The organism is Bacillus sp. UMB0893 (genome assembly GCF_002858905.1).
Lineage (GTDB): Bacteria > Bacillota > Bacilli > Bacillales > Bacillaceae > Bacillus_P.
The window spans coordinates 109,367-133,226 of record NZ_PKLB01000003.1 but is presented as its reverse complement, the minus strand read 5'-3'; the positions used below and the strand labels follow the sequence as shown (position 1 = coordinate 133,226).

Sequence of the window (23,860 nt, the reverse complement as noted above, 5' to 3'; positions counted from 1 at the left end):
CACAGTAATCTTTAACAGTTATACTGTCGCGTTTAACGACTCATACTATAAATGTTCCTTTACAATTTGAATGGAGGGATCCTTAAATGGCAGACGAGAAAGATTACGACTATCACGGAAATATTAAAGATTATGATCTCCGTGAAGATAAAGTTGGCTACAACAGGCCAGATGTGAGTGAAGATTATAAAGAAGAAACGGCAGCTGAAATTGCAGCACCTGCAACCTTAAGAAGAGATGCTGATTATGATCGTGATGAAGAAAAAAGCGATACAGCTGCTGATGGAAGAAGAATGGGGTATTTAGCCATTGTTCTTTCGGTTATCTCACTATTTGTTTTTCCAGTCATCCTCGGAGCGGCAGGGATTATAGTTGGATTTATTGCCCGCCGAAGAGGTGCTGAAGCATTAGGGGGATGGGCAATTGGAATTGGTATTGTTTCATTGATCCTTGGCATTTTCATTTTGCCATTCTTCTAATAAAATTAAACACGCTTGGCATAATGTGCCAAGCGTGTTTTTATTGCATTTCAGCAGCAGCTGCTTTTTCAGCTTCCTGTTTTGCATAATATTCTTCAGCGATTTTATCAATTTCTTTTTTCAATTCTTCTACCATTGTTTCCTCAGGTACTTTGCGGACAATTTGTCCTTTACGGAAAAGTAGACCTTCGCCTCTTGCTCCTGCTATTCCTATGTCTGCTTCGCGTGCTTCTCCAGGACCATTTACAGCACAGCCTAATACTGCCACTTTTATAGGAGCCTTTATTGTTGAGATGTACTCTTCAACCTCATTAGCAATGCTGATCAAATCAATCTCAATACGGCCGCATGTAGGGCAGGAGATAAGTGTAGCTGCATTTGATGAAAGGCCGAATGATTTCAGTAGCTCTCTTGCGACTTTTACTTCTTCAACAGGATCTGCACTTAAAGAAATGCGAAGAGTGTTTCCAATGCCCTTGCTTAATATGGCACCTAGACCGGCTGCACTTTTAACTGTTCCGGCAAAAAGAGTGCCTGACTCAGTTATACCTAAATGAAGCGGGTAATCAAAAGCTTTTGCAGCCTTCTCATATGCTTCAATTGCAAGATTCACATCAGATGCTTTCATCGAAACAATAATGTCATGAAAATCGAGATCTTCGAGAATTTTGATATGATGAAGGGCACTTTCAACCATACCGTCAGCTGTTGGGTAGCCGTATTTCTCAATAATGCGTTTTTCAAGAGATCCGGCATTTACGCCTATGCGAATCGGAATACCCTTTTCTTTTGCCGCTTTCACAACAGCTTCGACTTTTTCGCGACGGCCTATGTTTCCCGGGTTAATTCGAATTTTATCTGCGCCGCCTTCAATTGCTTTGAGGGCTAGTTTATAATCAAAATGGATATCTACAACAAGTGGAATGTTAATGCGTTTTTTAATCTCAGCAATGGCATCAGCAGCGCGCTCATCTGGACAAGCCACACGCACAACCTGACAGCCGGCTTCTTCTAAACGCAGGATTTCAGCAACTGTAGCTTCCACATCGTGTGTTTTCGTTGTTGTCATGCTTTGAATGACTAATTCATTGTTTCCGCCAATTGTTAAATTTCCTACTTTAACAGGACGGGTTTTGGTACGATGTATGATTTCACTCACGTGTAAATCGCTCCTTAAATTAATAATCATGGTTCTATTCTAAAATGGTAACCATTTTTATCGTTCGATGCGAGAAAATGTGCTATCCCTCACATATTGTAACAGTGGATGCTCGATATTGACAAGAATTATGAAGCAACTTCTTTTTTATAAAGCGGAAATTTATATGTTTTTCCTACTTTGATGGATTCAGCTTTTTCCTTCGGATTCAGCCTTTCAAAGTCGGTTGTAATCTGCTCAATGGAAACAGGAATTTGTTCCTTATGCAGCTGCTCTATAATCGATAGGACCGTTTCTCCCTGTCTGATTTTTTTTTCAATATAAGGAGAAGCCTTTGCTGAGGAAACTTCTATAGCTTTGTTTTCACCTTCTGTAAGGGAAGGATTGATGGCGATTGTTCCATTATTCATGTCGAAGTAGACAATATATATTAGAAATAACATTAGGATAAAAATGGATAAGCGCTTCAAATAATCAATCCCCCTAGTATTTGCGATAATTATTAATATGCTTGTCCCATTCAAATATGTAATATTAATGAAAAAAGAGGTGAAAAGTCCCTCTAAAAAGAGATAATTGGAAAAAAACAACTCAATTTGACTTAGTTTTCGACATTTTTTTTATTAATTTAATGCTGGCTTTACATTTCCTTAACATTTATTTGGGATAATTTTCATGAATCAATGGGAAGGATGAAAAAAATATGAAATTTAAGCCATTATTTAATTTTATAAACCTGAGAAGAAGGCCAAATAAGATTCATGGGGGTGATGTGAAAGAATCATTTCTTTCGCGAATTAGCCTGCAGACGAGATTGCTCATGCTGGTGCTCGCTTTATTGATTGCTTCCATTTCTGTTGTAGGGTTTACTTCCTACGCGAAAGCAAAAGACACGACGATGGATATCATTGAAGACAGATTGCAGCGTGAAGTGAATACAACCGGAGAAATTGCAGGCAATTTGATGTTTGCTTATCTTGGGGATGAAGAAGAATTTTTGGAACGGTTTAACAAAGTAGTTCTTACGAATCAATCGTCAGAACTCATTCAGGATGGATTGGGTGCGGAATTCTTTTTAGTAAACGAGAATAAGTCGACACCTTATATAATAAATGAGAATACAAAGATTTCGTTTTCTGATCAGCTGATTACCGAAATTATTGAAAAAGAAAATGGGGTCATCCATAAAGTAATTAATGGAATAGACTACACATTATCGTTTAAAAATGTTCAGGAATTAAAAGGTCAGTTTTTAATAGCAGTGCCTACTGCGGATTATTTAAAAACAACGGGTGAACTAGCATCTTTTACTGCGTGGATGGTGTTGATAAGCGCAGTGATTACAACGATTTTTCTTGTCCTTGTCATTCGCAGTTTAACAAAACCGCTTGCAGTATTCAGAAATACAATGAGGGAAGTAAGAGAAGGCGATTTAACAAAGAACATTCATGTTAAAACGACTATTCCTGAAATTAATTCATTAATTAAAAGCTTTAACCAAATGATGACACAAATGAGGATGATGGTTGTAAATATTGACAGCGCGACATCTGATTTGTCAAAGACAGGGGAACATCTGAAAGAAGCTACAGATGATGTAATTGTACATAATATTCAGCTTGTTGATGCGATTAAGACTGTAAAAGTCGGTGCAGAGCAAACGGCATCCAGCTCAGAGGAAAGCATTCTTGCGTTTGGACAAATGAAGGACGAATTAAAAGTTGTATTTCAGGATATGGAATATTTATTCAGTAGTGCTACTGATATGAATCAATCAGCATATCGCGGAGAAAAAAGTGTGTCACAAATGATCGAAACGATGAATTCCTTTGAAAAAGAATTTGAAAAAATGACAAAGACAATTAGAGGTGTGAAAGAGCATTCGCTTTCTATTGCTAATGTTGTGGCGATTATCCAAACCATTGCAGAGCAGACAAAGCTTCTGGCACTCAATGCAACAATTGAAGCAGCGCGTGCAGGAGAAGCTGGGAAGGGATTTGCAGTAGTTGCCAACGAGGTTAAGAAACTTGCTGAACAGTCTTCACAGGCAACCGAAGATATTACAAAATCCATTGAATTAATGGAACAAATATCAGTTCAAGCATCCAAAGAATTTGAATATATGCTGGGCAATATCCATTCTCATCTTGCTGAAGCATCTCAATCAAAAGCTACTTTTGATGAATTAATGAGCGAAATTGACATTGTAAACGTAAAACTTTCGGATATGAAGGAACATATTCAGCAGCTGAACGGGTCTCTTCCTGTTATGGAACAATCTGCAGAAAGCTTTGCCTCCATCTCCCAGGAAACACTTGCCAGTGCGGAGCAGATGCTTGCAGCTTCTGAAGAACAAAACGCACACATGAATCGCACCCATGAAATTGGACTAAAGCTGAATACACTTTCCGGTGAACTGTCAAAAACAACGAAAGAGTATAAAGTAAGTTAAAAAAGCGAACTCTCGGTATGAGAGTTCGCTTTTTCTAATTCCGTTCAACAGGCTGTTTAGAAGCAGGAATTTCTTTTAATGCTAAGTACATAATGATCAGGTTTACGAACCAGTTGATAAAAATACCGCTTGGAACGGTTACTTGCAGGAACTCCATTATAATAAAGAAGAAAGTTGCAAGGGTAATCGCATAGGCTGCCATGACCCAAAGCTGTTTAAAATTCACTTTTCGCTTTAAGCTATTCCTAAATAGGATACTCACAAATGCCAAAAAAGTAATCTCTATGAATTTAGAAGCGGACGTAAATATAAATAAGATGAAAATAACAACACTTAGGACAATTGGAAGAACACTCTCGAATTGGGAAGAGTATTGAGACAAGTCATCCTTGGTCATATCAGCATTTAGCATAGAATAGTCGATGCTTTGGGCCTGACCTGCTACTGTGTACACAAACTCATTTTTCAGAAAGCCAATTCCATTTTGTTTATTTTCCATCTCATTTGCAGTAAATGAACCAGTAGGATCGAACACAATAAACAATTCATCCTTTTTAAATTCGAGCGGTTCCTTCGTTTCAGAGATTAATGTGCCGTCTTCTATTTTAAAATCGGGAAGGTCTTCCTGTAACGTGGAATCAAATCCTTTCAGCAGCCCTGAAAGGCCAGTTGACATATAAATAGCCATTGGCAAGGTAGCAAGGAGGGTAAGTAAAAACACGTAAAGAATGGTTTTTCCGATTCCTTGAAAACGAAACATAGAAATCGTTTTTGGAGAGTACAGACTTTTAGCAAATTGTTTAAAAATATTCATTATGGTACACATCCTTCATAGTAATACAGCTTTCATTTTATACATCTCATCAGAAAGAAACAAGGCTAAAGGTACAGCAAGAAGACGAATGTTAAGATAATGTAAATTTTTGAAGGATTCACCCTAAAATCCTTTACAATTAATCAACAATTCGTTAATAATTGGGGAGGTTGTAGAATGTTGTCGATTAAAGAGGTAGGGGGTTGAAACAGGTTGGATTTAGATCTACAGAAAATGATCTTTGAATTTGCAGGCGGACTAGGTATTTTCTTGTTCGGAATCAAGTTCATGGGCGACGGATTGCAAAAATCTGCCGGAGACAGGCTTCGAGATGTTTTAGATAAATTTACTACCAATCCCATCATGGGGGTTCTTGCAGGTATTTTTGTGACCATCCTCATACAATCCAGCAGTGGAACTACTGTTATTACTGTCGGACTTGTCAGTGCAGGATTCATGAGTTTAAGACAAGCTATTGGTGTCATCATGGGTGCCAACATTGGTACCACCGTCACAGCATTCATTATCGGAATCGACATTTCAGAATATTCTTTACCGGTCTTGTTCATAGGCGCTATTTTACTTTTCTTTTTTAAAAATAAAAAAATTCATAATATCGGGCAAATTATATTTGGCATAGGGGCTCTTTTCTACGGACTTGAATTAATGGGTAACGGTATGGTGCCTCTGCACACATTAGAAGATTTCCAGGACCTTACAGTCAGCATGAGTGACAATCCTCTGTTAGGTGTTGTCATAGGAACAATTTTTACTGTCATTATCCAAAGTTCAAGTGCGACGATTGGAATTCTGCAGGAATTACATGGATTAGGTCTAATTGACCTTACAGGTGCTCTTCCAGTTCTTTTCGGTGACAATATAGGAACGACAATTACTGCTGTATTAGCTTCAATTGGCGCATCAGTTGCTGCACGCAGAGCTGCATTAGCACATGTTCTATTCAACTTAATAGGTGCTGCCATTTTTCTAGTATTCCTTCCGTTATTTACTGCTTTTATCATGATGCTTAAAACAAATATTGACCTTAATCCTGAAATGACCATTGCATTTGCGCATGGTACATTTAATGTTGCGAATACTATTATTCAGCTCCCGTTCATTGGTCTGCTTGCTTATATTGTGACGAAGCTTATACCTGGCGAAGATGCAATGATTGAATATAAAGCTAAGCATCTTGATCCCGTTTTCATCGAGCAATCCTCATCAATTGCTTTAGGACAGGCAAAAGAAGAGATTTTGCGTATGGGTAAATTCGCGTTACGCGGATTGGAAGAAGCGTATAAATATCTTGAATCACATCAGCAAAAGCATTCAGAAAAAGCCTATCAAATTGAAGACGCAATCAATAATCTTGACCGTAAGATTACCGAATATCTGGTCCTCATTTCAAGAGCGGAAATGTCCGCATTCGAGTCTGAGGAACATTCAGCATTATTGGATACGGTGAGAGATATCGAGCGCGTCGGTGATCACTTTGAGAATATTGTCGAGCTAGTAGATTATCAATTAACCAATAAAGTAAAACTTACTGAATCTGCGCTTTTTGACTTATCAGAAATGTTTACATTAACGATTGAAACACTGAAAGATGCCATTTCAGCTTTAGATGATAAGGACACATCATTGGCTGCGAAAGTGATGAAATCAGAAGAGCAAATCGATAAAATGGAGAGAACGCTTCGCAAAAAACACATTCTTCGTATCAATGAAGGAAGCTGTTCAGGTCAGGCAGGAATTGTCTTTGTTGATATTATCAGCAACTTAGAGCGAATTGGCGATCATTCAGTAAACATAGCGGAAGCTGTTCTAGGCTACCGTAAATAATGTTGGCTGTCATGTCATTGCATAAATTTTTCCGAATTTATTAGGATATCGTGCTCTTTTCTAATAAAATCGAATGAAACGATTGAAAACACTGTACTTGATTGGAAAAGCAACTATCGTTTACGAAAAAGCCATAATGTTTAAAAACGACATGTTCAGTTATAATGAAAGCAAGGGCAGATTCCCTTGCTTTTATCTCAGTTCATTTTTTAAGATGGAGGGATGAAATGGAATTTATTTATTGGGCGCTGATCATTATAATGTTTATCATTGCGTTCGCAGGTTTGGTTTATCCTGTAATTCCAAGTGTCATTTTTATAGTGGCTGGATTTCTTCTATATGGGGCATTTTTTGGATTTGAAGAATTCGGGTACCAGTTTTGGATGATTGAAGGTGTATTTGTTGCGGTGTTGTTTGCAGCTGATTATGTGTCAAACTTGATGGGAATAAAGCGGGTTGGCGGCAGCAAGGCTGCGATTTGGGGAAGTACAATCGGATTATTGATTGGACCGTTTCTTATCCCGATTGCCGGAATAATCATTGGTCCCTTCCTTGGAGCTGTTCTTGCTGAACTCCTTATTCATAAAAAGGATCTGAAAGAGTCTGCCAAAGTTGGACTTGGATCTTTGATCGGTTTTATCTCAGGAGTGTTTGCAAAATCGATTATTCAGCTGATCATGATTGGGTATTTTTTATATGCTGTATTATAAATGGGACATTTTAAAAAGAATTGACATGTTTTAATGCATATAAATTGAAACAATCGGACAATTTTGGTAATCTTAATGTGACAAGCTTATGTTGATGATTAAGCTTAAGGTGTACATACATTTGAAGGAGGAGATTTAATTGGCTTACGAATTACCGCAATTGCCTTACGCATATGATGCATTGGAACCTCATGTTGACAAGGAAACAATGAACATTCACCACACAAAGCATCACAATACGTATATTACAAATGTGAACGCAGCTTTAGAAGGTCAAGAAGATCTTCTTAGCAAAAGCGTTGAAGAATTAGTTTCAAATTTAGATGCAGTTCCTGAAGCTGCCCGTACTGCTGTACGAAACAATGGCGGAGGACATGCAAACCACAGTCTATTCTGGACAATCCTTTCTCCAAACGGCGGAGGAGCTCCAACCGGAGAACTTGCTGATAAAATCAACAGCAAATTCGGCAGCTTTGAAACATTCAAAGAAGAATTTGCAAAAGCTGGGGCAACTCGTTTCGGATCTGGCTGGGCTTGGCTGGTTGTCAATAATGGCGAATTAGAAGTAACAAGCACTCCAAACCAAGACTCTCCTTTAATGGAAGGTAAAACACCTATTCTTGGACTTGACGTTTGGGAGCATGCTTACTACTTAAACTACCAAAATCGCCGACCTGATTATATTTCTGCTTTCTGGAATGTTGTTAATTGGGAAGAAGTAACAAGACGTTACGAAGAAGCAAAGTAATCACTCTATAAAAAGCAGGGGATCTTTTGATCCCCTGTTTTTTGTGTTAAATTTTTTTTAGTGCTGTTCTCCATCTTTCTAATGTGAAATTAGGATACATATCTCCCTCTCATAAAGACAGACTAATGGTTAGTTCATAAAGGGGAGTTTTAAGTATGTCTAAGTTGCAAAAACTAATTGGCGGAGTAGAAGTAAATAAGGATTTAGCACTGTTGCTGATTATCGGCGGTATGTATTCATTAGGGATTGCCCTTTCAAATTCGTTTGTAAATGTGTATCTATGGAAGCAATCGGAAAGCTTTTTGGATCTGGGCATTTATAATTTATCAATTGTCATTATGCAGCCGATTACATTTATGATAGCCGGCAGATGGGCGAAAAAAATTGACCGTGTGATTGTGTTCAGACTCGGAGTCACTTTTTTAGCCATTTTTTATTTAACCGTTTTACTTATTGGAGAAAATGCTGTTAACAATATCGTTCTTCTTGGAGGCCTGCTGGGTATTGGATCTGGTTTTTACTGGCTTTCATTTAATGTCCTTACATTTGAAATTACAGAACCTGAAACAAGAGATTTTTTTAATGGATTTCTGGGAATTATGACATCTTCAGCGGGAATGATCGGCCCGATTGTAGCAGGTTTTGTAATCTCAAGGCTGGCTGATGATAATGGATATAAAACCATTTTTACAATATCCCTGGGACTATTTTTCTGTGCGGTTATCTTAAGCATGTTTTTAAATAGAAGAAACGCTCACGGCCGCTATTTGCTGGTTGAAGTCTTAAAAGAAAGAAAACGAAATTTGAACTGGAGAATGATTACAAACGCCCATTTTTTCCAAGGGGTTCGTGAAGGCACATTTATCTTTGTTGTTGGAGTTCTTGTATTTATTACAACGGGAAGTGAGCTTGCATTAGGAAAATTTGGCCTCGTGAATTCAGCGGTCGCTTTTGTAAGTTACTATCTGGCAACTCGGCTGATAACAAAGAAAATGAGAAAAAAATCAATATTGGCTGGAGGGATTTTATTATATGCTTCCATCTTTTTGCTGATATTTGACCTTTCTTACTCAAAGCTGATTATGTACGCAATTGCCATTGCAATAGCATATCCGATGCTCCTTGTACCTTATGTTTCCTTAACGTACGATGTAATTGGGAGGTCGTGGAATGCAGCTGAAGCGAGAATAGAATATATTGTTGTCAGAGAACTCTTCCTTAACCTCGGCAGAATTACTTCCATTATTTTATTTATTGTGTCAGTTACAATGTTTGATGAAAAGCAAAGTATACCTATTTTGCTTGCCATCATAGGTTCTGGTCACACTTTTATCTATTTCTTCATTCGAAAGATGAACCTGGAAAAAACAAATGAACAGATTGATGATAGCGGACAGAAAAATATGACTGAACCGAATCTTGTAGATGGAGAGAGCAGTTAGACAGATATGACAATCATGTTACAAGTGTCGAATTTTATAGAAATTAGTCGATATTTTTCATAAACTATAACAATAGACACCTTCTAGGGTGTCTATTGTGTTATTTATAAAGAAAATAAGGCGGTGCTATATGACAAAGAAAAAGAAAAGAACAGTCCCACTTCGCCTTAATATCTTGTTTTTTCTAGTTTTTATCGTTTTCTCAGGAATTATTTTGAGGCTTGGAATTGTTCAAATTGTATACGGAGAGGATTACCGCAAGGAAGTTGAACGGAATGAGGAAGTCAATATCAGTACTTCAGTTCCAAGGGGGAAAATCTTTGACCGGAATTACAATACAATTGTTGATAACAAACCAATCAATGCAATCACATATACGAGGTCAAATACTACTTCTCAGGAAGAGCGTTTAGAAGTTGCAGCAAAGCTTGCAAAGATTTTTGAACAAGATCCCTCAAATGATGATAAAGAGACAATTGAACAAGATTTGAAAAAGATTACAGAAAGAGACAAGAAAGATTATTGGATCTTAACGCGGCCTGAGCAGGCAGAAAAAAAGATTACCAAATCAGATAAACAAAAGGTTCTTGACGGCGTTATAAGCGATGATGATCTTTACGACCTTCAACTTGAGCGTATAACAGAAAAAGATTTGCAGGATATTTCTAAAGACGAATTGAAAGCCCTCGCGATTAAAAGAGAGATGGACAGCGGATATGCGCTAACACCGCAAATTATAAAAAAAGACAATATTTCACAAGAGGAATTTGCTTATATAAGCGAGCATTTGGAAGATTTGCCTGGAGTTGATATTACGACAGATTGGGAGCGCCAATATGTGTTCGATAAAACATTAAGAACATTAATTGGAAGCATCTCTTCATCAAATGAAGGGATTCCGCATGAACGTCTTGATTACTATATGTCCAGAGAATACAGCCGCAATGATCGAGTAGGGAAAAGCTACCTGGAATATCAGTACGAAGATATTTTACAAGGACAAAAAGCTAAAGCTCGAAATATTACCGACAAATCAGGGAACATTCTTGAAACAGAGGTCATTTCGGAAGGAGAAAGCGGCAAGGATTTAATCATGACTATTGATGTAGACCTTCAGCAGGAAGTTGAAAAAATTATTGAAGAAGAATTACTTGCTGCTAAAAAGAAACCGGGAACAGCGCTGCTTGATCGCGCATTTGTCGTAATGATGGATCCTCGGAACGGGGAAATGCTGTCAATGGCAGGAAAACAAATCAAAAAAGATGAAAATGGTAAGACGGTTCTTGAGGATTATTCTTTAGGTGCCATGACAAGCTCTTATACAATGGGATCAGCAGTTAAAGGTGCAACAGTCTTGTCTGGATTTCAATCTGGTGTCATTAAACCCGGATCTGTTTTGCTGGATGAACCTTTATATATAAAAGGATCTCCTCCAAAAAAATCGTATCGCAATATGGGAAATATAAATGATCTAGAAGCTTTGCAGCGGTCATCAAATGTATATATGTTTAAAACAGCGATCGCTATGGCAAATGGAGAATATCGACGAAATAAATCATTGCCGCTCGATATCGAAGCTTTTTCGACGCTTAGAAACTATTACAGCCAATTCGGACTTGGGGTCAAAACCGGAATTGATTTGCCCAATGAAGCAACAGGCTTTAAAGGCCAGGATGTGACACCAGGATTATTGCTTGATTTAGCAATTGGTCAATATGATACATATACACCCCTGCAAATGGCTCAATATGTATCTACAATTGCAAATGGCGGATATCGGATGAAGCCCCAGCTAGTAAAAGAAATCAGAGAACCTTCTCCGAAAGATAATCTCGGATCTGTCATTGAATCAATTAACCCAGAAATTTTAAACCGACTTGATATGAAGAGTGAATACATTGAAAGAGTGCAAGAAGGTTTTAGACGTGTTACACAAGAGAAGAACGGAACAGCATATACCTATTTTGCCGGAGCAGATTATTCTCCTGCAGGAAAAACAGGAACAGCACAGGCTTTTTATGACGGGCCGAACAAAGATAAATTCCTGTCACCTACCTATAACTTAACCCTTGTTGGATATGCACCTCATAATAATCCAGAAGTTGCATTTGCGGTTGTAGTGCCATGGGCATATGACGAAGCAAAAAATTCTCACCCTATTAATAATCAAATTGGCAGACGGGTGATGGATAAATATTATGAACTGAAAAGCGAACAAAGCAAAGAAGGAATTCAGGAAGGTGTTGGCCAGCCTGAGGATGCCAGGGTATTGGAAGACCAAGAAAATGAATAATTAACAAAGAACTGTAGAAAATAAAAGCACTCTTATTTATAGAGTGCTTTTTTCTACGGCCATATGTATTCTACAAAACGCGACAAAAATATTCACGTATTTACAAAACCTTAACATTCGATTAAAACCATGTTTACAGTTAGGCTGTATTGTATTACTTGTAGGACAAAAACACCACTTTGTAGGGGGAATTAAGAAATATGAAAAGCTTCAAATTTTTAGCCATGACAATTATGATTTCATCATTGCTTGCATTCGCAGCAGCTTGTGGAAATGGTGAAAATGCAGAGGACACTGGCACAACTGGTGAAAAATCTTCTGAACAAGACGAAGCAGCTCAATTAGAAGGTGAAGTTGGAATTGACGGTTCATCTACTGTAGCTCCTATCGGTGAAGCAGTATCAGAAGAATTCGCAATGGAAAACAAAGATGTTAAAGCTCCTATCGGCGTATCAGGAACTGGCGGAGGATTTGAAAAGTTCGTAGCTGGTGAAACTGATATTTCTCAAGCATCACGTCCAATTAAAGATGAAGAAGCACAAGCAGCGAAAGACGCTGGAATTGAATATACAGAACTACAAGTAGCATTTGACGGATTATCTGTCGTAGTTAACAAAGAAAATGACTTCATTAAAGAATTAACGGTTGAAGATTTGAAAAAGATCTGGGTTGAAGACGGCAAAGAAAAGAAATGGTCAGATATTAACCCTGAATGGCCAGACGAAACAATCAAACTTTTCTCACCTGGAACTGACTCAGGAACTTATGATTATTTCAATGAAGTAATCCTTGAAGATGAAGCAGTAGCAAAACAAGCAACACTTTCTGAAGATGACAACGTTCTTGTAAAAGGCGTTCAAAGCGATAAAACAGCAATGGGCTACTTTGGGTATGCTTATTACTTAGAAAACAAAGACACTTTAAAAGTTGTTCCAATCGTAAATGAAGAGGGCAAAGCTGTAGAACCAACAAACGAATCAGTTGAGTCTGGTGAATACAACCCACTTTCACGCCCATTATACATCTATGTAAACAACGCTTCAATGAAAGAAAAACCACAAGTTGCAGAATATGTTAAATTCTACATGGAAAACGCTGGTGCGTTAGCTGAAGAAGTTGGCTATGTAAGCCTTCCTGAAGAGAAATACACAGAGCAGCTTGAAACAATCGAAGGTTTAAAATAATTTCAAAATCTAATAGATGAGGAGCATAACTGCTTCTCATCTTCCCATGTTTTGGAAAGGGGTTTTCACAATATGGCTACACAAACAAGTCGCTCAGTCAGCGAAATGATAAGAGAGAAAAAAGAGAAAAAATCTTGGTTGAAATTTACAGAGAAATTAGTTCCTGCTTTTTTACTGCTGACAGCCATTATATCAATCCTAACTACCGTTGGTATATTATTCACATTGATTGTTGAAACATTTACGTTTTTCAGCAGAGTTAAATTTATGGACTTCATTACACAAAAAGAATGGTATCCATTCTTCGCAGGTGATCCATCATATGGAATCATCGCATTAATTTCGGGAACACTTCTTGTTGCTGTCATCGCAATGATCGTTGCTTTGCCTATCGGCTTAGCATCTGCTATTTATTTGAGTGAATATGCTTCTGATCGAGTAAGAAGAATTATTAAACCGATATTAGAAGTTTTAGCAGGAATCCCAACAATTGTTTATGGATTCTTCGCTTTATCATTCGTGACACCATTGCTTCAATCCATCATGCCAGACTTGGGATTTTTTAATGCGCTTAGCCCCGGAATTGTTGTAGGCATTATGATTATTCCTATGATTGCATCGCTTTCTGAAGATGCAATGACCTCAGTGCCTAAATCAATGCGAGAAGGAGCCTTGGCCCTTGGCTCTACTAAATTTGAAGTAGCAATTAAAGTTGTCTTGCCTGCTGCTGTTTCAGGTGTTGTTGCATCATTTGTTTTAGCTATTTCAAGAGCTATCGGAGAAACGATGATTGTTACTCTTGCAGGCGGTGCTACGCCTAAGCTAACATTGGATCCAACTGAATCGATTCAGACAATGACAGCTTATATTGTTCAGGTAAGTTCAGGTGATGCTGGATATGGAACAACGATTTACTATAGTATTTACGCTGTAGGGATGACCCTGTTTATATTCACATTGCTGATGAATTTACTGGCTCAGTTTATCTCTCGTCGTTTTAGGGAGGAATATTAAAATGAACTACATCAATAAAGAGAAAGTCGCTAAAAAAATGTCAAGCAGATTAGCGGTTAATGGAATATATAAAGGTATCTTCCTATTAGCTACAAGCTTTGCATTGGTTGTATTGGCAATCCTTTTATATCGGATATTCACTCAAGGATTTAGCTATTTAACTCCAGAATTTTTTCAAAACTTTGCATCTAGGAGACCATCTGCCTCAGGGATTAAGGCTGCATTAGTCGGATCTATGTGGGTGATGGCAGTCGTTATTCCTGTCGGTTTGATTCTAGGAGTAGGCACAGCATTATATTTAGAAGAATATGCAAAGAAGAACAGATTTACAAATTTCCTGCAAATCAATATTGCAAACCTTGCAGGTGTTCCATCGATTGTATTTGGACTATTAGGCTTAACTGTATTTGTTCGATACTTTGAACTTGGAAGAAGCATTCTGGCCGGGGGATTCACAATGGCACTGCTTGTGCTGCCGGTCATTGTTGTAGCATCACAAGAAGCAATCCGTGCCGTTCCTAAAGAATTGAGGGAAGCGTCTTATGGAATGGGCGCAACGAAGTGGCAAACGATTCGTCAAGTTGTTTTGCCGGCTGCAATACCAGGTATATTAACAGGGAGTATATTAGCTTTCTCAAGAGCAATTGGTGAAACAGCACCTCTTCTTGTTGTAGGAGCATTTGCATTTGTTAATTATTTGCCTGAAAGTTTTATGAGCACATTTACTGTAATGCCAATTCAAATCTTCAACTGGGCATCAAGACCTCAAGCTGATTTCCAAGACGTAGCAGCTGCTGGGATTATCGTATTATTTATTTTCTTGATCGTCATGAATTCTATTGCAGTGTTAATTCGTAATAAATTCCAAAAACGTTACTAAGCTTTTTGATAAGGATGAAGGAGGTTTCACACGATGGAAATGACAAAAGTTGTGAAAGAGCGCAAAGAAAATGAGGAGTTTGAAACGAAGGCTGAAAAAGAAAAAAGCATCGTTTACAAAACAGATAATCTTAATCTTTGGTACGGAAATGATCAAGCATTAAAAAATATTGACCTTGATATCTATGAAAATGAAGTAACGGCCATTATCGGACCTTCCGGCTGTGGAAAATCAACGTACATTAAAACATTAAACCGCATGGTAGAGCTAATTCCTATCGTTCGCACATCTGGAAAAATTATTTACCGCGGAAAAAATATTTTTGACAAAGGATACGGTGTGGAAGATCTTAGAACCCGTGTTGGCATGGTTTTCCAAAAACCAAATCCATTCCCAAAATCAATTTATGACAATGTTGCCTATGGACCAAGAATTCATGGCATCCGCGACAAAAAGACACTTGATGAAATCGTTGAAAAGAGCTTAAAAGGCGCTGCAATCTGGGATGAAGTAAAAGATCGCCTTAAAGAAAATGCTTATGGTTTATCAGGTGGTCAGCAGCAGCGTTTATGTATTGCCCGCTGTCTAGCAATTGAGCCAGATGTCATCCTAATGGATGAGCCTACGTCTGCACTAGATCCAATTTCAACATTAAAAGTAGAAGAGCTAGTTCAGGAATTGAAAAAACAATACAGCATCGTCATTGTTACTCACAACATGCAGCAAGCTGCCCGGATTTCTGATCGTACTGCTTTCTTCCTAAATGGCGAAGTAGTCGAGTATTCAAAAACAGATCGCTTATTCTCAAACCCATCAGATAAACGTACAGAAGATTACATTACTGGACGATTTGGATAAGTTATAAATAAATAAGTCGTGCAAATGAAATTCGCACGACTTTTTCCCATATCATAATTAAATCCTATATAATAGAAACTAAACGACAACATGGAGGAAAATAATATGGTAGTTAGAGAAAAATTTGAATATGACTTAAAATTATTGCGCGATAAATTAATTGAAATTGGACAACTTTCTGAAAAAGCGTTAACTGCTTCTATTCATGCATTAGAAAATCAAAATGTAGAAGCAGCATTAGAGATCATCGAAAATGATGAGCGTATTGATGATTTAGATGAGGAGATCAATGATCTTGCCATTTTACTTATCGCTAAACAGCAGCCGGTTGCCATTGATTTGCGACGTATTATCGTTGCCATAAAAATCTCAAATGACATTGAGAGAATGGCAGACTTTGCTGTTAATATCGCTAAATCTACGATTCGCATCGGTGATGATCCATTATTTAAACCGATTGAAACGATCAAAAAAATGCATGCTATTGCTGTAGAAATGCTGTCTCTTTCGATTAAGGCATATAATGAGGAGGATGTAGTTTTAGCAAAAAAAGTAGCTGATATGGATGATCAGGTGGATGAATTTTACGGTCAAACCATTCGTGAACTTCTTGGAATCATGCCTGAGCGAAAAGAACTTATGCAGCAAATTACTCAATTGATGTTTGTCTGCAGATATATTGAGCGAACTGCAGATCATGCTACAAATATTTCTGAAAGTATCCTATATCTTGTAAAAGGAAGAAGATACGATTTAAATGCTTAAACAAAAAAGCTTGTCACTCTCAGAGTGACAAGCTTTTTTATCAGTTATTTAACGAGAATATTTACAATTTCACTAAAGCTCATGCCTTTAGTTAGTTCAAATGTTCCCATGCGTACTTTTGTATGATAGTTGCCGGAAATCACGAATTCATTGAAATCTTTTGCTGAAGTGATGACACCTTCTTGTTCAAGGATATTTGAAACATCCCCTGTATTCATTCCTTCAACAATTTTCAATGTGTATTTTTCATTTTGAGGCTGTTCTTCAGGCTTTGGCTGCTCTTCTGCCTGTTTTTGTTTTTCAATAAGAGTTGTTTCTTTAAATGCAACAAGCTCGTCATATTCTTTATTATCAATGGCTGTTTGACCGTTTTTTATTAAATATTCTTTTATATCATTTTCGGTCACTTCTTTGCTGACTGAAGCAACTGTTTTTTCGTTGCTTTCTCCCATGTAATAAGTAGCGGCAAGAACAGAGGTGGATAAAATCATCCCAGCTGCAAATGATTGAAATCCCTTTTTACTCATGTTAAGACCCTCTCATTCTGTTTAAGAATCGATTCGATCTCTTCCTCACTTAAGTATTCAGATCTGGCGATTGCTTCATTTGATAGTCCTTGATTATGTTTCATAACAATGCGCTGAAGTGTTTGAGGATCAATCGAATCATCTTCGGAAATTTCTAAATCATTTTGAAGAATTTCTTCCTCTAAAACTCTTACTTTTTTCTTTAACTTGTATATCTCCTGCATGGAAGAAACGGACAGGTGATCAAGTTCCTGTTCAATATCCTTTACTTGGTCTCTTTGGAAAAAAGAAATTCCAATTAAAAGAATGCTGACAACAAACAGGGCAATGATAATAATCTCCATTTTTATTCACCTTCTAATATTTTTTCCCTTATTCTTTATATCATAGATTTCGTACATTCAAAAGAGTTATATGTGAAATGTCGAAAAATGTCTTACTTACAGTGCGATTTATCACGGATCTATGTTATGTCATAATAAAAACAAATGTTTAATCTGAAAGTGGGGAAAAATCGTGGTTCATCATCAATCAGAGAACCTTAATACAATACGTTCACAAAAACCAGCATATGGGGATGCAATGACTCTTTTAATAAAAAATAAATCGACCTTGTTCCTGCAGTGGAATATAAGTGCTCAAACAAAGAAGAGTCTTTCTATTATTTGCAATGTACCTTTTTCCACTCTTTATAAAACAATTCGTCTTTATCATAAAGAGAGTAACTCTGTTTTGTTTAAAGATATAAACATTACAGATAACGACCCTTTTCTTTTTATAGAAGAAACTGAGGGCAGGGGCATATACTATGCAGAATTCATTGTCTTCCAATCCGGTATGCATAGACTTACCATTCTTAAATCAAACGAAATAAAAATGAAAGGAATATATATGAACGATTTAAAATGGGTAACTCTCGACCCGGAGGAGAGTGTTTGGAAAAGACAATTTTCTGCATACTCTGCCTATGAATGATGGAAAGGGGAATGACTCTGATGGAAAGCAGCAGTATAATAATCCTTCATGCCCACATGCCTTTTATTACGGACTATTCCGAATCTCAATATGAGCAGAGATGGCTATATGAAGCACTTTCAGAATCCTATATACCTATGCTTTGGAAGTTAAATGAATTGAAACGTCCTGCAGTTACTATTTCTTTTTCACCTACCCTTATGGAGATGATGGCAGATAAGATCATTCAAGCTAATTATCTTGGGTATCTGCATAAAACAATTGCTTTAATTCATGCGGAATACAGCAGGGAGGTTCAGACTGAACAATCAGTTTTAGATTTTTATTTGAAACATTACAATCGGCTGATTGAGACGTTTATGAGGTACGGAGGCAACATCCTTGATGGGTATAAAAATCTGTATAGAGAAGGAAAGATTGAAGTCATCACAACATCTGCTACACACGCCATTTTGCCTTATCTTTGTACAGAAAAAGGCGTGAAAATACAAGTGGAGTGGGGAATCAAAACATTTCAACATCATTTTGGAGCAGTGCCTAAAGGATTTTGGCTGCCCGAAATGGCGATAAATGAGCAAACAGCGAAAATTCTCTGTGAACAAGGAATTCAATATACATTCTCTGATTCCCCTGATTTTTCAGAACCTGCGATAACCTACAATGGGCTGACAATCTTTAAGCGAAACCGGCAGCAGACAAATTACGTTTGGGATAAATATAGCGGGTACCCTTCTCATCCTGAGTACCGGGAATATTATCGTGATGTCGGTTTTGTAAGAGAGTGGGATGAAATCAGTGAGTTTGCTTTCCTTAAAAAGGTGAGAGTAAATACAGGTCTGAAACTTTGGGGTATAACTGGAAAGACAGATGATAAAAAGATCTATCATCCTGAAAAAGCCTTTGCACAAACAAAGATTGACGCAGATGATTTTCTGCAGAAGCTCAATCGTGCAAATGGGCTCAATGTGCTTCCGTTTGATTTTGAGTTATTTGGACACTGGTGGTTTGAAGGACCGGAATTTCTGGCTGGAGTATTGGACTCAGATCACCCTTTTATTTTACCGTCAGAATGGCTGAAGAAAGAAAAACAGATTGAGCAAAAAATGGAACTGTCATTTTCTACATGGGGGAAAAACGGATTCGGTGATATGTGGCTTAATGAAAAAACAGCAGGCTACTTTCATCAATTTCACCTTATGGAAAACCATTTATTTAAGACTTGGCGGCAATCATATGTAAATTCCCGGGAAATGAAACAAAAACAGCATGCGGCTCTTATAAAAGAATGGATGCTTGCAGTCAGCAGTGACTGGACATTTATGATTGAGAATGGAACATCGATAAACTATGGGCATAAGCGGATCCAAACACACATTCATCAATTCAATGAAATTTGCTCATTTAACGACGGTCAAATGGAAAAATATCGCCCAGCAGCGGACTTATTTAAATTTATTTTATACACTGAAGACCCATTTCAGGCTGTTTCACATATTGAAAAACCGAAAATTTTAATGCTATCAACAGAGTATCCCCCTAATATAGTTGGGGGACTTGGAAGACATGTGTTTGATCTTACACATGCATTGGCTGACATGAATTACGAGGTTACTCTTCTTACCATTTCTTCAGAGGAAGAGCTTCCTGACTATGAAAACCCTTATCCCAGCTTCCATATTTATCGGTTAAAACCTATTCAGATTTCGAATAGATCGCTTGTGGAATGGATAATGAATCACAATCTGGCATTTGTTCAATTTCTATTGAGCAATCGAATGATTGACTTTGACCTTGTTCATGCCCATGAGTGGCTTACAGCGGGAGCAGGAAAATCCATTCAGAAGATTTTTCATGTACCGATGATCGCGACAATTCATGCAACAGAACTAGGCAGAAACAGCGAGATCGTTTCATCGATGCAAAAGCATATCCATGAAGAAGAGGGGCTGCTTGTAGAGGCCGCTGACAAAGTTATTGTGTGCAGTGACTATATGAAGGGAGAACTCATAAAGCAATTTAAGATCCCTTTTAAAAAATTATCCATCATTCCTAATGGAATAAATCCTTTTAAAAATAATATGTATGATAAAAATTCAAATAAGCATCAAATGGGATCTCTATTGGAACGGCCATTTATTTTTTCAATGGGAAGACTCGTAAAAGAAAAAGGGTTTGATGTTCTTTTAAGAGCGATACCGGGTATTTTGGCACGTTTTCCCAAAATCCATTTTGTGATAGCAGGAGATGGGCCGCACCGCAACGAATATGAAAAAATAGCGAAACAATTGAACGTTCAAAAAAGTGTAACATTCCTGGGGTTTATAAATGAAGAGTTCATACATATACTTCTTAATCATTGCATGATGAACATTATCCCCAGTTTTTATGAACCATTTGGAATTGTTGCTTTGGAGAGCATGGCAGCGAAAAGGCTTACAATTGCGTCAAACACAGGCGGATTGAAAGAAATTGTCTGTCATCTTAGAAATGGCCTTTTATTCGAGAGGGGAAATTCAGCAGAACTAGCTTCAGTCGTTTTAAAAGCTCTTGATAACACAGAGTGGGCAAAGGAGATGGCACAACAAGGATTTGAAGACGTCTACAGCAAGTATGCCTATAATCGCATTGTCAATCAAGTGATACAGGAATATGAAGGACTTTATCATAACGGATAAGGAGATGAAACATGTGAAAGCTGTGATCCTTGCAGGTGGAGAAGGACGCAGGCTTAGACCTCTTACGAATCACTGTCCAAAACCGATGGTACCCATCTTGAATAAGCCTGTCATGGAATATGGCATTGAGCTATTAAAAAAACATGGTATTCACGAAATCATCATGACTGTACATTATTTGTCTTCAACAATACGTTCCTATTTTGGAGACGGTTCAAAGTGGGGTGTAAGGATAACTTACAGTGAAGAAGGCATGCCTCTTGGTACAGCGGGCAGTGTTAAATTAGCTGAGCACATGCTTACTGAGCCGTTTCTTGTCATCAGCGGAGACATTATTACTGATTTTGATTTAAGAGCAGGCATAGAGCATCACGCAGCTCATAGCGCAGCAGTGACGATCTTTACAAAACCATTGGACTTTCCAATCGAATATGGCGTGCTGCTTTCATCGAATAAAAAGATGAAAAAGATGTTTGAGAAGCCAAATTGGAGTGATCTTTCTCAGCACTCAATAAACACAGGAATATATATTTTGAATCCTGCTGTATTTACCTACCTAGAAGGTTTTACATATTACGATTTCAGCACAGATGTGTTTCCGGCCATTCTAAGCCATAATGAAAAAATCAGTTTGTATGAAGCTGTTGGATACTGGTCAGATGTCGGTACGATAGCAAATTATCGCCAAACTCAATTTGATATGCTAGATCATAAAGTGAATCTTCCAACCAAGGGTAAAGAAATTGCCAAAGGAATCTGGATGGAGGATGGTGTAACCATTCAAGATGATGTTACTTTAAGAGGGCCTATCTATCTAAGTGGAAACACGATTATCCATGAAGGTGCCATTGTAGGTCCAAATACAGTCCTTTCAGAAGCGGTCACCATTCAGGAAGGTTCTAAAATTACTCATTCTATTTTATGGGAAAATAGTGACGTGGGAAAATCCTGCACCTTAGGGGGCATGATCGGACACTGTAAGATACAGGCTCATTCTACGCTTGCTGACTTAAATCATGAGGCTGTCAGTACGTGGAGAGAGTATATGAATAAAGATCATTAACTTATCGTTTACCTCATATAAAGAAAAAAATAAAATAATGTGGAATTTGCATTTAAAAAATGCTATTATAGTAAAGTCTGATTTAGTATAAGTTTTTTAGTTTGGAGGGAAATCAACATGCGCGTGAATCTTACATTAGCTTGCACAGAGTGCGGCGAACGTAATTACATTTCTAAAAAGAATAAACGTAATAACCCAGATCGTATGGAGCTTAAAAAATATTGCTCTAGAGAGAAAAAGGTTACTTTACACCGCGAAACAAAGTAAGCAGTAGGAATTTTATTTCCTGCTGTTTTTTTTATAGCCCTTTTTCTAATCCATATTTATTTTGCCGGTCAATAAATAGCTTAATGCCTTTAAGGCTGTTTTCGCATTGCTTGTTGTTTTTGGTTATTAATTGTACCCGTGGATTTCCGCTGCGGCGTGAGGGATGGGAGCCTCTAATTCCCGCAGGAGTCAAGAGCCTTCCGCTGCAATCCACTAAAGGGTTTTAACCCTTTTTTCTAAAAGCAACAAACTTTATGAAAAGAGCCATGAGAAAAGAGCACAAAACCATAGAAAAGTTGGAAAACTAGTCTTTTTACGAAAAACAGCTTTATTGTTCTGTATACATAAACTTTACTGATAAAAGGGAGAGCGCATCAATGCTGAAATCAAAACTTAGAAATCAAGTGAAAAAACGTCTTCAGTCAATAGATAAAGATACATATGAAAGTTATTGCGAACGTATTAATAAGAGACTTTTCAAACATGCCTTCTGGAAGCAAAGCGAAACGATCGCACTTACTATTTCAAGAGGAAGAGAGATTGAAACAAGTATGATAATAGAAGAGGCATGGCGTCAAAATAAAAAAGTCGTGATTCCTAAATGCTACCCTGATCAATTTAAAATGGAGTTCCGGACATTCGAGTCAGAGAGTCAATTAGAAATTGTTTATTTTGGATTAAAAGAGCCAATTGTGTCAAAAACAAGCCTTATTAAAGCGCAAGATATCGATCTGGTGATTGTTCCTGGAATATGCTTTGACAGAGAAGGTTTTAGAATTGGTTATGGAGGGGGATATTATGACAGGTATTTATCTGAGTATAAGGGACAGACGATCTCCCTTGCTTTTGAAACGCAAATTGTACCTTCAATTCCTGTCGAGCCTTATGATATGCCTGTCCATCAAATTTTGACGGAAAAAGAGGTGATTGTTCCAGGTGGATGAGACATTGATTGCATTTCTATTCATCTTTGTCATATCAATTGCAGGACTAAAGCTTAAGTCATTAACCATATCCGGAGCAATTGCAGCTTGTTTTGTAGGCAGTGCTTTTTTTCTCGGATTTGGATACCCCGGACTTATTTTGCTTGGACTCTTTTTTGGAAGCTCAAGTCTTTGGAGCAAGTTTAAACGTGATCAAAAGAAAAGTGTAGATGATTTGCTTGAAAAAGGTGAACAGAGAGATGTGGTGCAGGTCCTTGCCAACGGAGGGATCCCTGCTTTAGTCGGCATTCTTAATGCTTGTATTCCTTTTAACGGAAGTGATGTCGTTTTCACCGCTTCGATTGCAGCGGCAAATGCGGATACATGGGCTTCTGAAATAGGCACGCTTAGTAAACAAATGCCGAGAATGATTTTTACAATGAAGAAAGTCAAAAAAGGTACATCAGGGGCAGTAAGTGCGCTTGGCACCTCTGCTGCAGCCGCAGGTGCTTTTCTAATAGGGATTTCTTCTTATCTGTTTTTTCCAATGAGTATCTTTGATTTTTGGGTCATTTTTTTCCTTGGATTCATGGGGAATATGATTGATACCGTTTTAGGTGCATCAATACAAGTTCAATATCAATGTCCAGCATGTGGAAAGCAAACTGAAAAATCCTTCCACTGTCATACAAAAGGAACGAAATTAAGAGGCTTCTTAAATAATGATGGAGTTAATTTTTTATCAATACTAGTGACTTCTTTCTTTGCCTGTTTATTCATTTAAGCG

23 protein-coding genes are annotated in these 23,860 nt (G+C 37.6%); 18 read left to right on the top strand and 5 right to left on the bottom strand.

All coding sequences use genetic code 11. From position 1 onward, the window contains the following. The first annotated feature begins 86 nt into the window (after window positions 1-86). Complete coding sequence (locus CYJ36_RS08555) at window positions 87-479, top strand: DUF308 domain-containing protein (protein ID WP_224768229.1); 393 nt, start codon at window positions 87-89, stop codon at window positions 477-479. A 40-nt stretch (window positions 480-519) separates the two neighbouring features. Here CYJ36_RS08555 and ispG read toward each other — a convergent pair whose 3' ends face one another. Both ispG and CYJ36_RS08545 read right to left on the bottom strand, forming a co-directional pair. Then, a complete protein-coding gene (gene ispG, locus CYJ36_RS08550; protein WP_101566794.1) occupies window positions 520-1,668 on the bottom strand; it encodes a flavodoxin-dependent (E)-4-hydroxy-3-methylbut-2-enyl-diphosphate synthase in 1,149 nt (382 codons plus the stop codon). 98 nt (window positions 1,669-1,766) lie between these two features. Next, the gene (locus CYJ36_RS08545) at window positions 1,767-2,081 is read right to left on the bottom strand and encodes a hypothetical protein (protein ID WP_101567136.1); all 315 of its coding nucleotides are present in this window, start codon (window positions 2,079-2,081) and stop codon (window positions 1,767-1,769) included. Between the two features lie 260 nt (window positions 2,082-2,341). Here CYJ36_RS08545 and CYJ36_RS08540 point away from each other — a divergent pair, with 260 nt between their 5' ends. Continuing rightward, window positions 2,342-4,090, top strand: a complete 1,749-nt coding sequence (locus CYJ36_RS08540) for a methyl-accepting chemotaxis protein (RefSeq protein ID WP_101566792.1) — start codon at window positions 2,342-2,344, stop codon at window positions 4,088-4,090. A gap of 34 nt (window positions 4,091-4,124) precedes the next feature. Here the strand turns inward: CYJ36_RS08540 and CYJ36_RS08535 are convergent, their stop codons facing one another. Beyond that, window positions 4,125-4,904: a DUF1189 domain-containing protein gene (locus CYJ36_RS08535; protein ID WP_180850187.1), complete on the bottom strand. Its 780-nt coding sequence runs from the start codon at window positions 4,902-4,904 to the stop codon at window positions 4,125-4,127. Between the two features lie 213 nt (window positions 4,905-5,117). Between CYJ36_RS08535 and CYJ36_RS08530 the strand changes: the two genes are divergently transcribed. The 10 genes from CYJ36_RS08530 (at window position 5,118) to phoU (ending at window position 16,643) form a co-directional block, all read left to right on the top strand. Beyond that, window positions 5,118-6,749 carry a Na/Pi cotransporter family protein gene (locus CYJ36_RS08530; RefSeq protein WP_180850185.1) on the top strand — a complete coding sequence of 544 codons (1,632 nt, stop codon included), beginning with the start codon at window positions 5,118-5,120 and terminating at the stop codon, window positions 6,747-6,749. A gap of 227 nt (window positions 6,750-6,976) precedes the next feature. Beyond that, window positions 6,977-7,459 carry a DUF456 domain-containing protein gene (locus CYJ36_RS08525; protein ID WP_101566788.1) on the top strand — a complete coding sequence of 161 codons (483 nt, stop codon included), beginning with the start codon at window positions 6,977-6,979 and terminating at the stop codon, window positions 7,457-7,459. 139 nt (window positions 7,460-7,598) lie between these two features. Next, on the top strand, window positions 7,599-8,207 hold the full coding sequence (gene sodA / locus CYJ36_RS08520; protein ID WP_101566786.1) for a superoxide dismutase SodA: 609 nt from the start codon (window positions 7,599-7,601) through the stop codon (window positions 8,205-8,207). Between the two features lie 155 nt (window positions 8,208-8,362). Beyond that, window positions 8,363-9,649 carry an MFS transporter gene (locus tag CYJ36_RS08515; RefSeq protein ID WP_101566784.1) on the top strand — a complete coding sequence of 429 codons (1,287 nt, stop codon included), beginning with the start codon at window positions 8,363-8,365 and terminating at the stop codon, window positions 9,647-9,649. Window positions 9,650-9,779: 130 nt separating this feature from the next. Continuing rightward, window positions 9,780-11,942: a peptidoglycan D,D-transpeptidase FtsI family protein gene (locus CYJ36_RS08510; protein ID WP_101566782.1), complete on the top strand. Its 2,163-nt coding sequence runs from the start codon at window positions 9,780-9,782 to the stop codon at window positions 11,940-11,942. Window positions 11,943-12,142: 200 nt separating this feature from the next. Next, window positions 12,143-13,126 (top strand): PstS family phosphate ABC transporter substrate-binding protein, encoded by a 984-nt coding sequence (locus tag CYJ36_RS08505; protein ID WP_101566780.1) that lies wholly within the window; start codon window positions 12,143-12,145, stop codon window positions 13,124-13,126. 72 nt (window positions 13,127-13,198) lie between these two features. After that, window positions 13,199-14,140, top strand: a complete 942-nt coding sequence (pstC, locus tag CYJ36_RS08500) for a phosphate ABC transporter permease subunit PstC (protein ID WP_101566778.1) — start codon at window positions 13,199-13,201, stop codon at window positions 14,138-14,140. Window position 14,141: 1 nt separating this feature from the next. Further along, complete coding sequence (gene pstA / locus CYJ36_RS08495; protein ID WP_101566776.1) at window positions 14,142-15,020, top strand: phosphate ABC transporter permease PstA; 879 nt, start codon at window positions 14,142-14,144, stop codon at window positions 15,018-15,020. Window positions 15,021-15,053: 33 nt separating this feature from the next. Beyond that, window positions 15,054-15,878 carry a phosphate ABC transporter ATP-binding protein PstB gene (gene pstB / locus CYJ36_RS08490; protein WP_101566773.1) on the top strand — a complete coding sequence of 275 codons (825 nt, stop codon included), beginning with the start codon at window positions 15,054-15,056 and terminating at the stop codon, window positions 15,876-15,878. Between the two features lie 105 nt (window positions 15,879-15,983). Beyond that, complete coding sequence (gene phoU, locus CYJ36_RS08485) at window positions 15,984-16,643, top strand: phosphate signaling complex protein PhoU (protein WP_101566771.1); 660 nt, start codon at window positions 15,984-15,986, stop codon at window positions 16,641-16,643. 44 nt (window positions 16,644-16,687) lie between these two features. On the opposite strand, the gene CYJ36_RS08480 is transcribed toward phoU, so the two are convergent. After that, the gene (locus tag CYJ36_RS08480) at window positions 16,688-17,170 is read right to left on the bottom strand and encodes an endolytic transglycosylase MltG (RefSeq protein WP_101566769.1); all 483 of its coding nucleotides are present in this window, start codon (window positions 17,168-17,170) and stop codon (window positions 16,688-16,690) included. Next, window positions 17,167-17,514: a hypothetical protein gene (locus tag CYJ36_RS08475; protein WP_101566767.1), complete on the bottom strand. Its 348-nt coding sequence runs from the start codon at window positions 17,512-17,514 to the stop codon at window positions 17,167-17,169. The genes CYJ36_RS08480 and CYJ36_RS08475 overlap by 4 nt, the downstream gene beginning before the upstream one ends. Before the next feature lie 172 nt (window positions 17,515-17,686). Here CYJ36_RS08475 and CYJ36_RS08470 point away from each other — a divergent pair, with 172 nt between their 5' ends. The 6 genes from CYJ36_RS08470 to CYJ36_RS08445 all read left to right on the top strand — a co-directional run bounded on the left by CYJ36_RS08470 (window position 17,687) and on the right by CYJ36_RS08445 (window position 23,857). Then, on the top strand, window positions 17,687-18,145 hold the full coding sequence (locus CYJ36_RS08470) for a DUF4912 domain-containing protein (protein ID WP_101566766.1): 459 nt from the start codon (window positions 17,687-17,689) through the stop codon (window positions 18,143-18,145). Between the two features lie 20 nt (window positions 18,146-18,165). After that, window positions 18,166-20,820, top strand: coding sequence for a 1,4-alpha-glucan branching protein domain-containing protein (locus tag CYJ36_RS08465; protein WP_180850183.1), 2,655 nt, complete (start codon window positions 18,166-18,168; stop codon window positions 20,818-20,820). Window positions 20,821-20,833: 13 nt separating this feature from the next. Further along, the gene (locus CYJ36_RS08460) at window positions 20,834-21,883 is read left to right on the top strand and encodes a sugar phosphate nucleotidyltransferase (RefSeq protein ID WP_180850181.1); all 1,050 of its coding nucleotides are present in this window, start codon (window positions 20,834-20,836) and stop codon (window positions 21,881-21,883) included. A gap of 117 nt (window positions 21,884-22,000) precedes the next feature. After that, complete coding sequence (gene rpmG / locus CYJ36_RS08455) at window positions 22,001-22,150, top strand: 50S ribosomal protein L33 (RefSeq protein WP_070875478.1); 150 nt, start codon at window positions 22,001-22,003, stop codon at window positions 22,148-22,150. Window positions 22,151-22,530: 380 nt separating this feature from the next. Further along, complete coding sequence (locus tag CYJ36_RS08450; protein WP_101567134.1) at window positions 22,531-23,094, top strand: 5-formyltetrahydrofolate cyclo-ligase; 564 nt, start codon at window positions 22,531-22,533, stop codon at window positions 23,092-23,094. Between the two features lie 4 nt (window positions 23,095-23,098). After that, window positions 23,099-23,857, top strand: coding sequence for a DUF92 domain-containing protein (locus CYJ36_RS08445; protein WP_257962429.1), 759 nt, complete (start codon window positions 23,099-23,101; stop codon window positions 23,855-23,857). Window positions 23,858-23,860 lie beyond the last annotated feature (3 nt).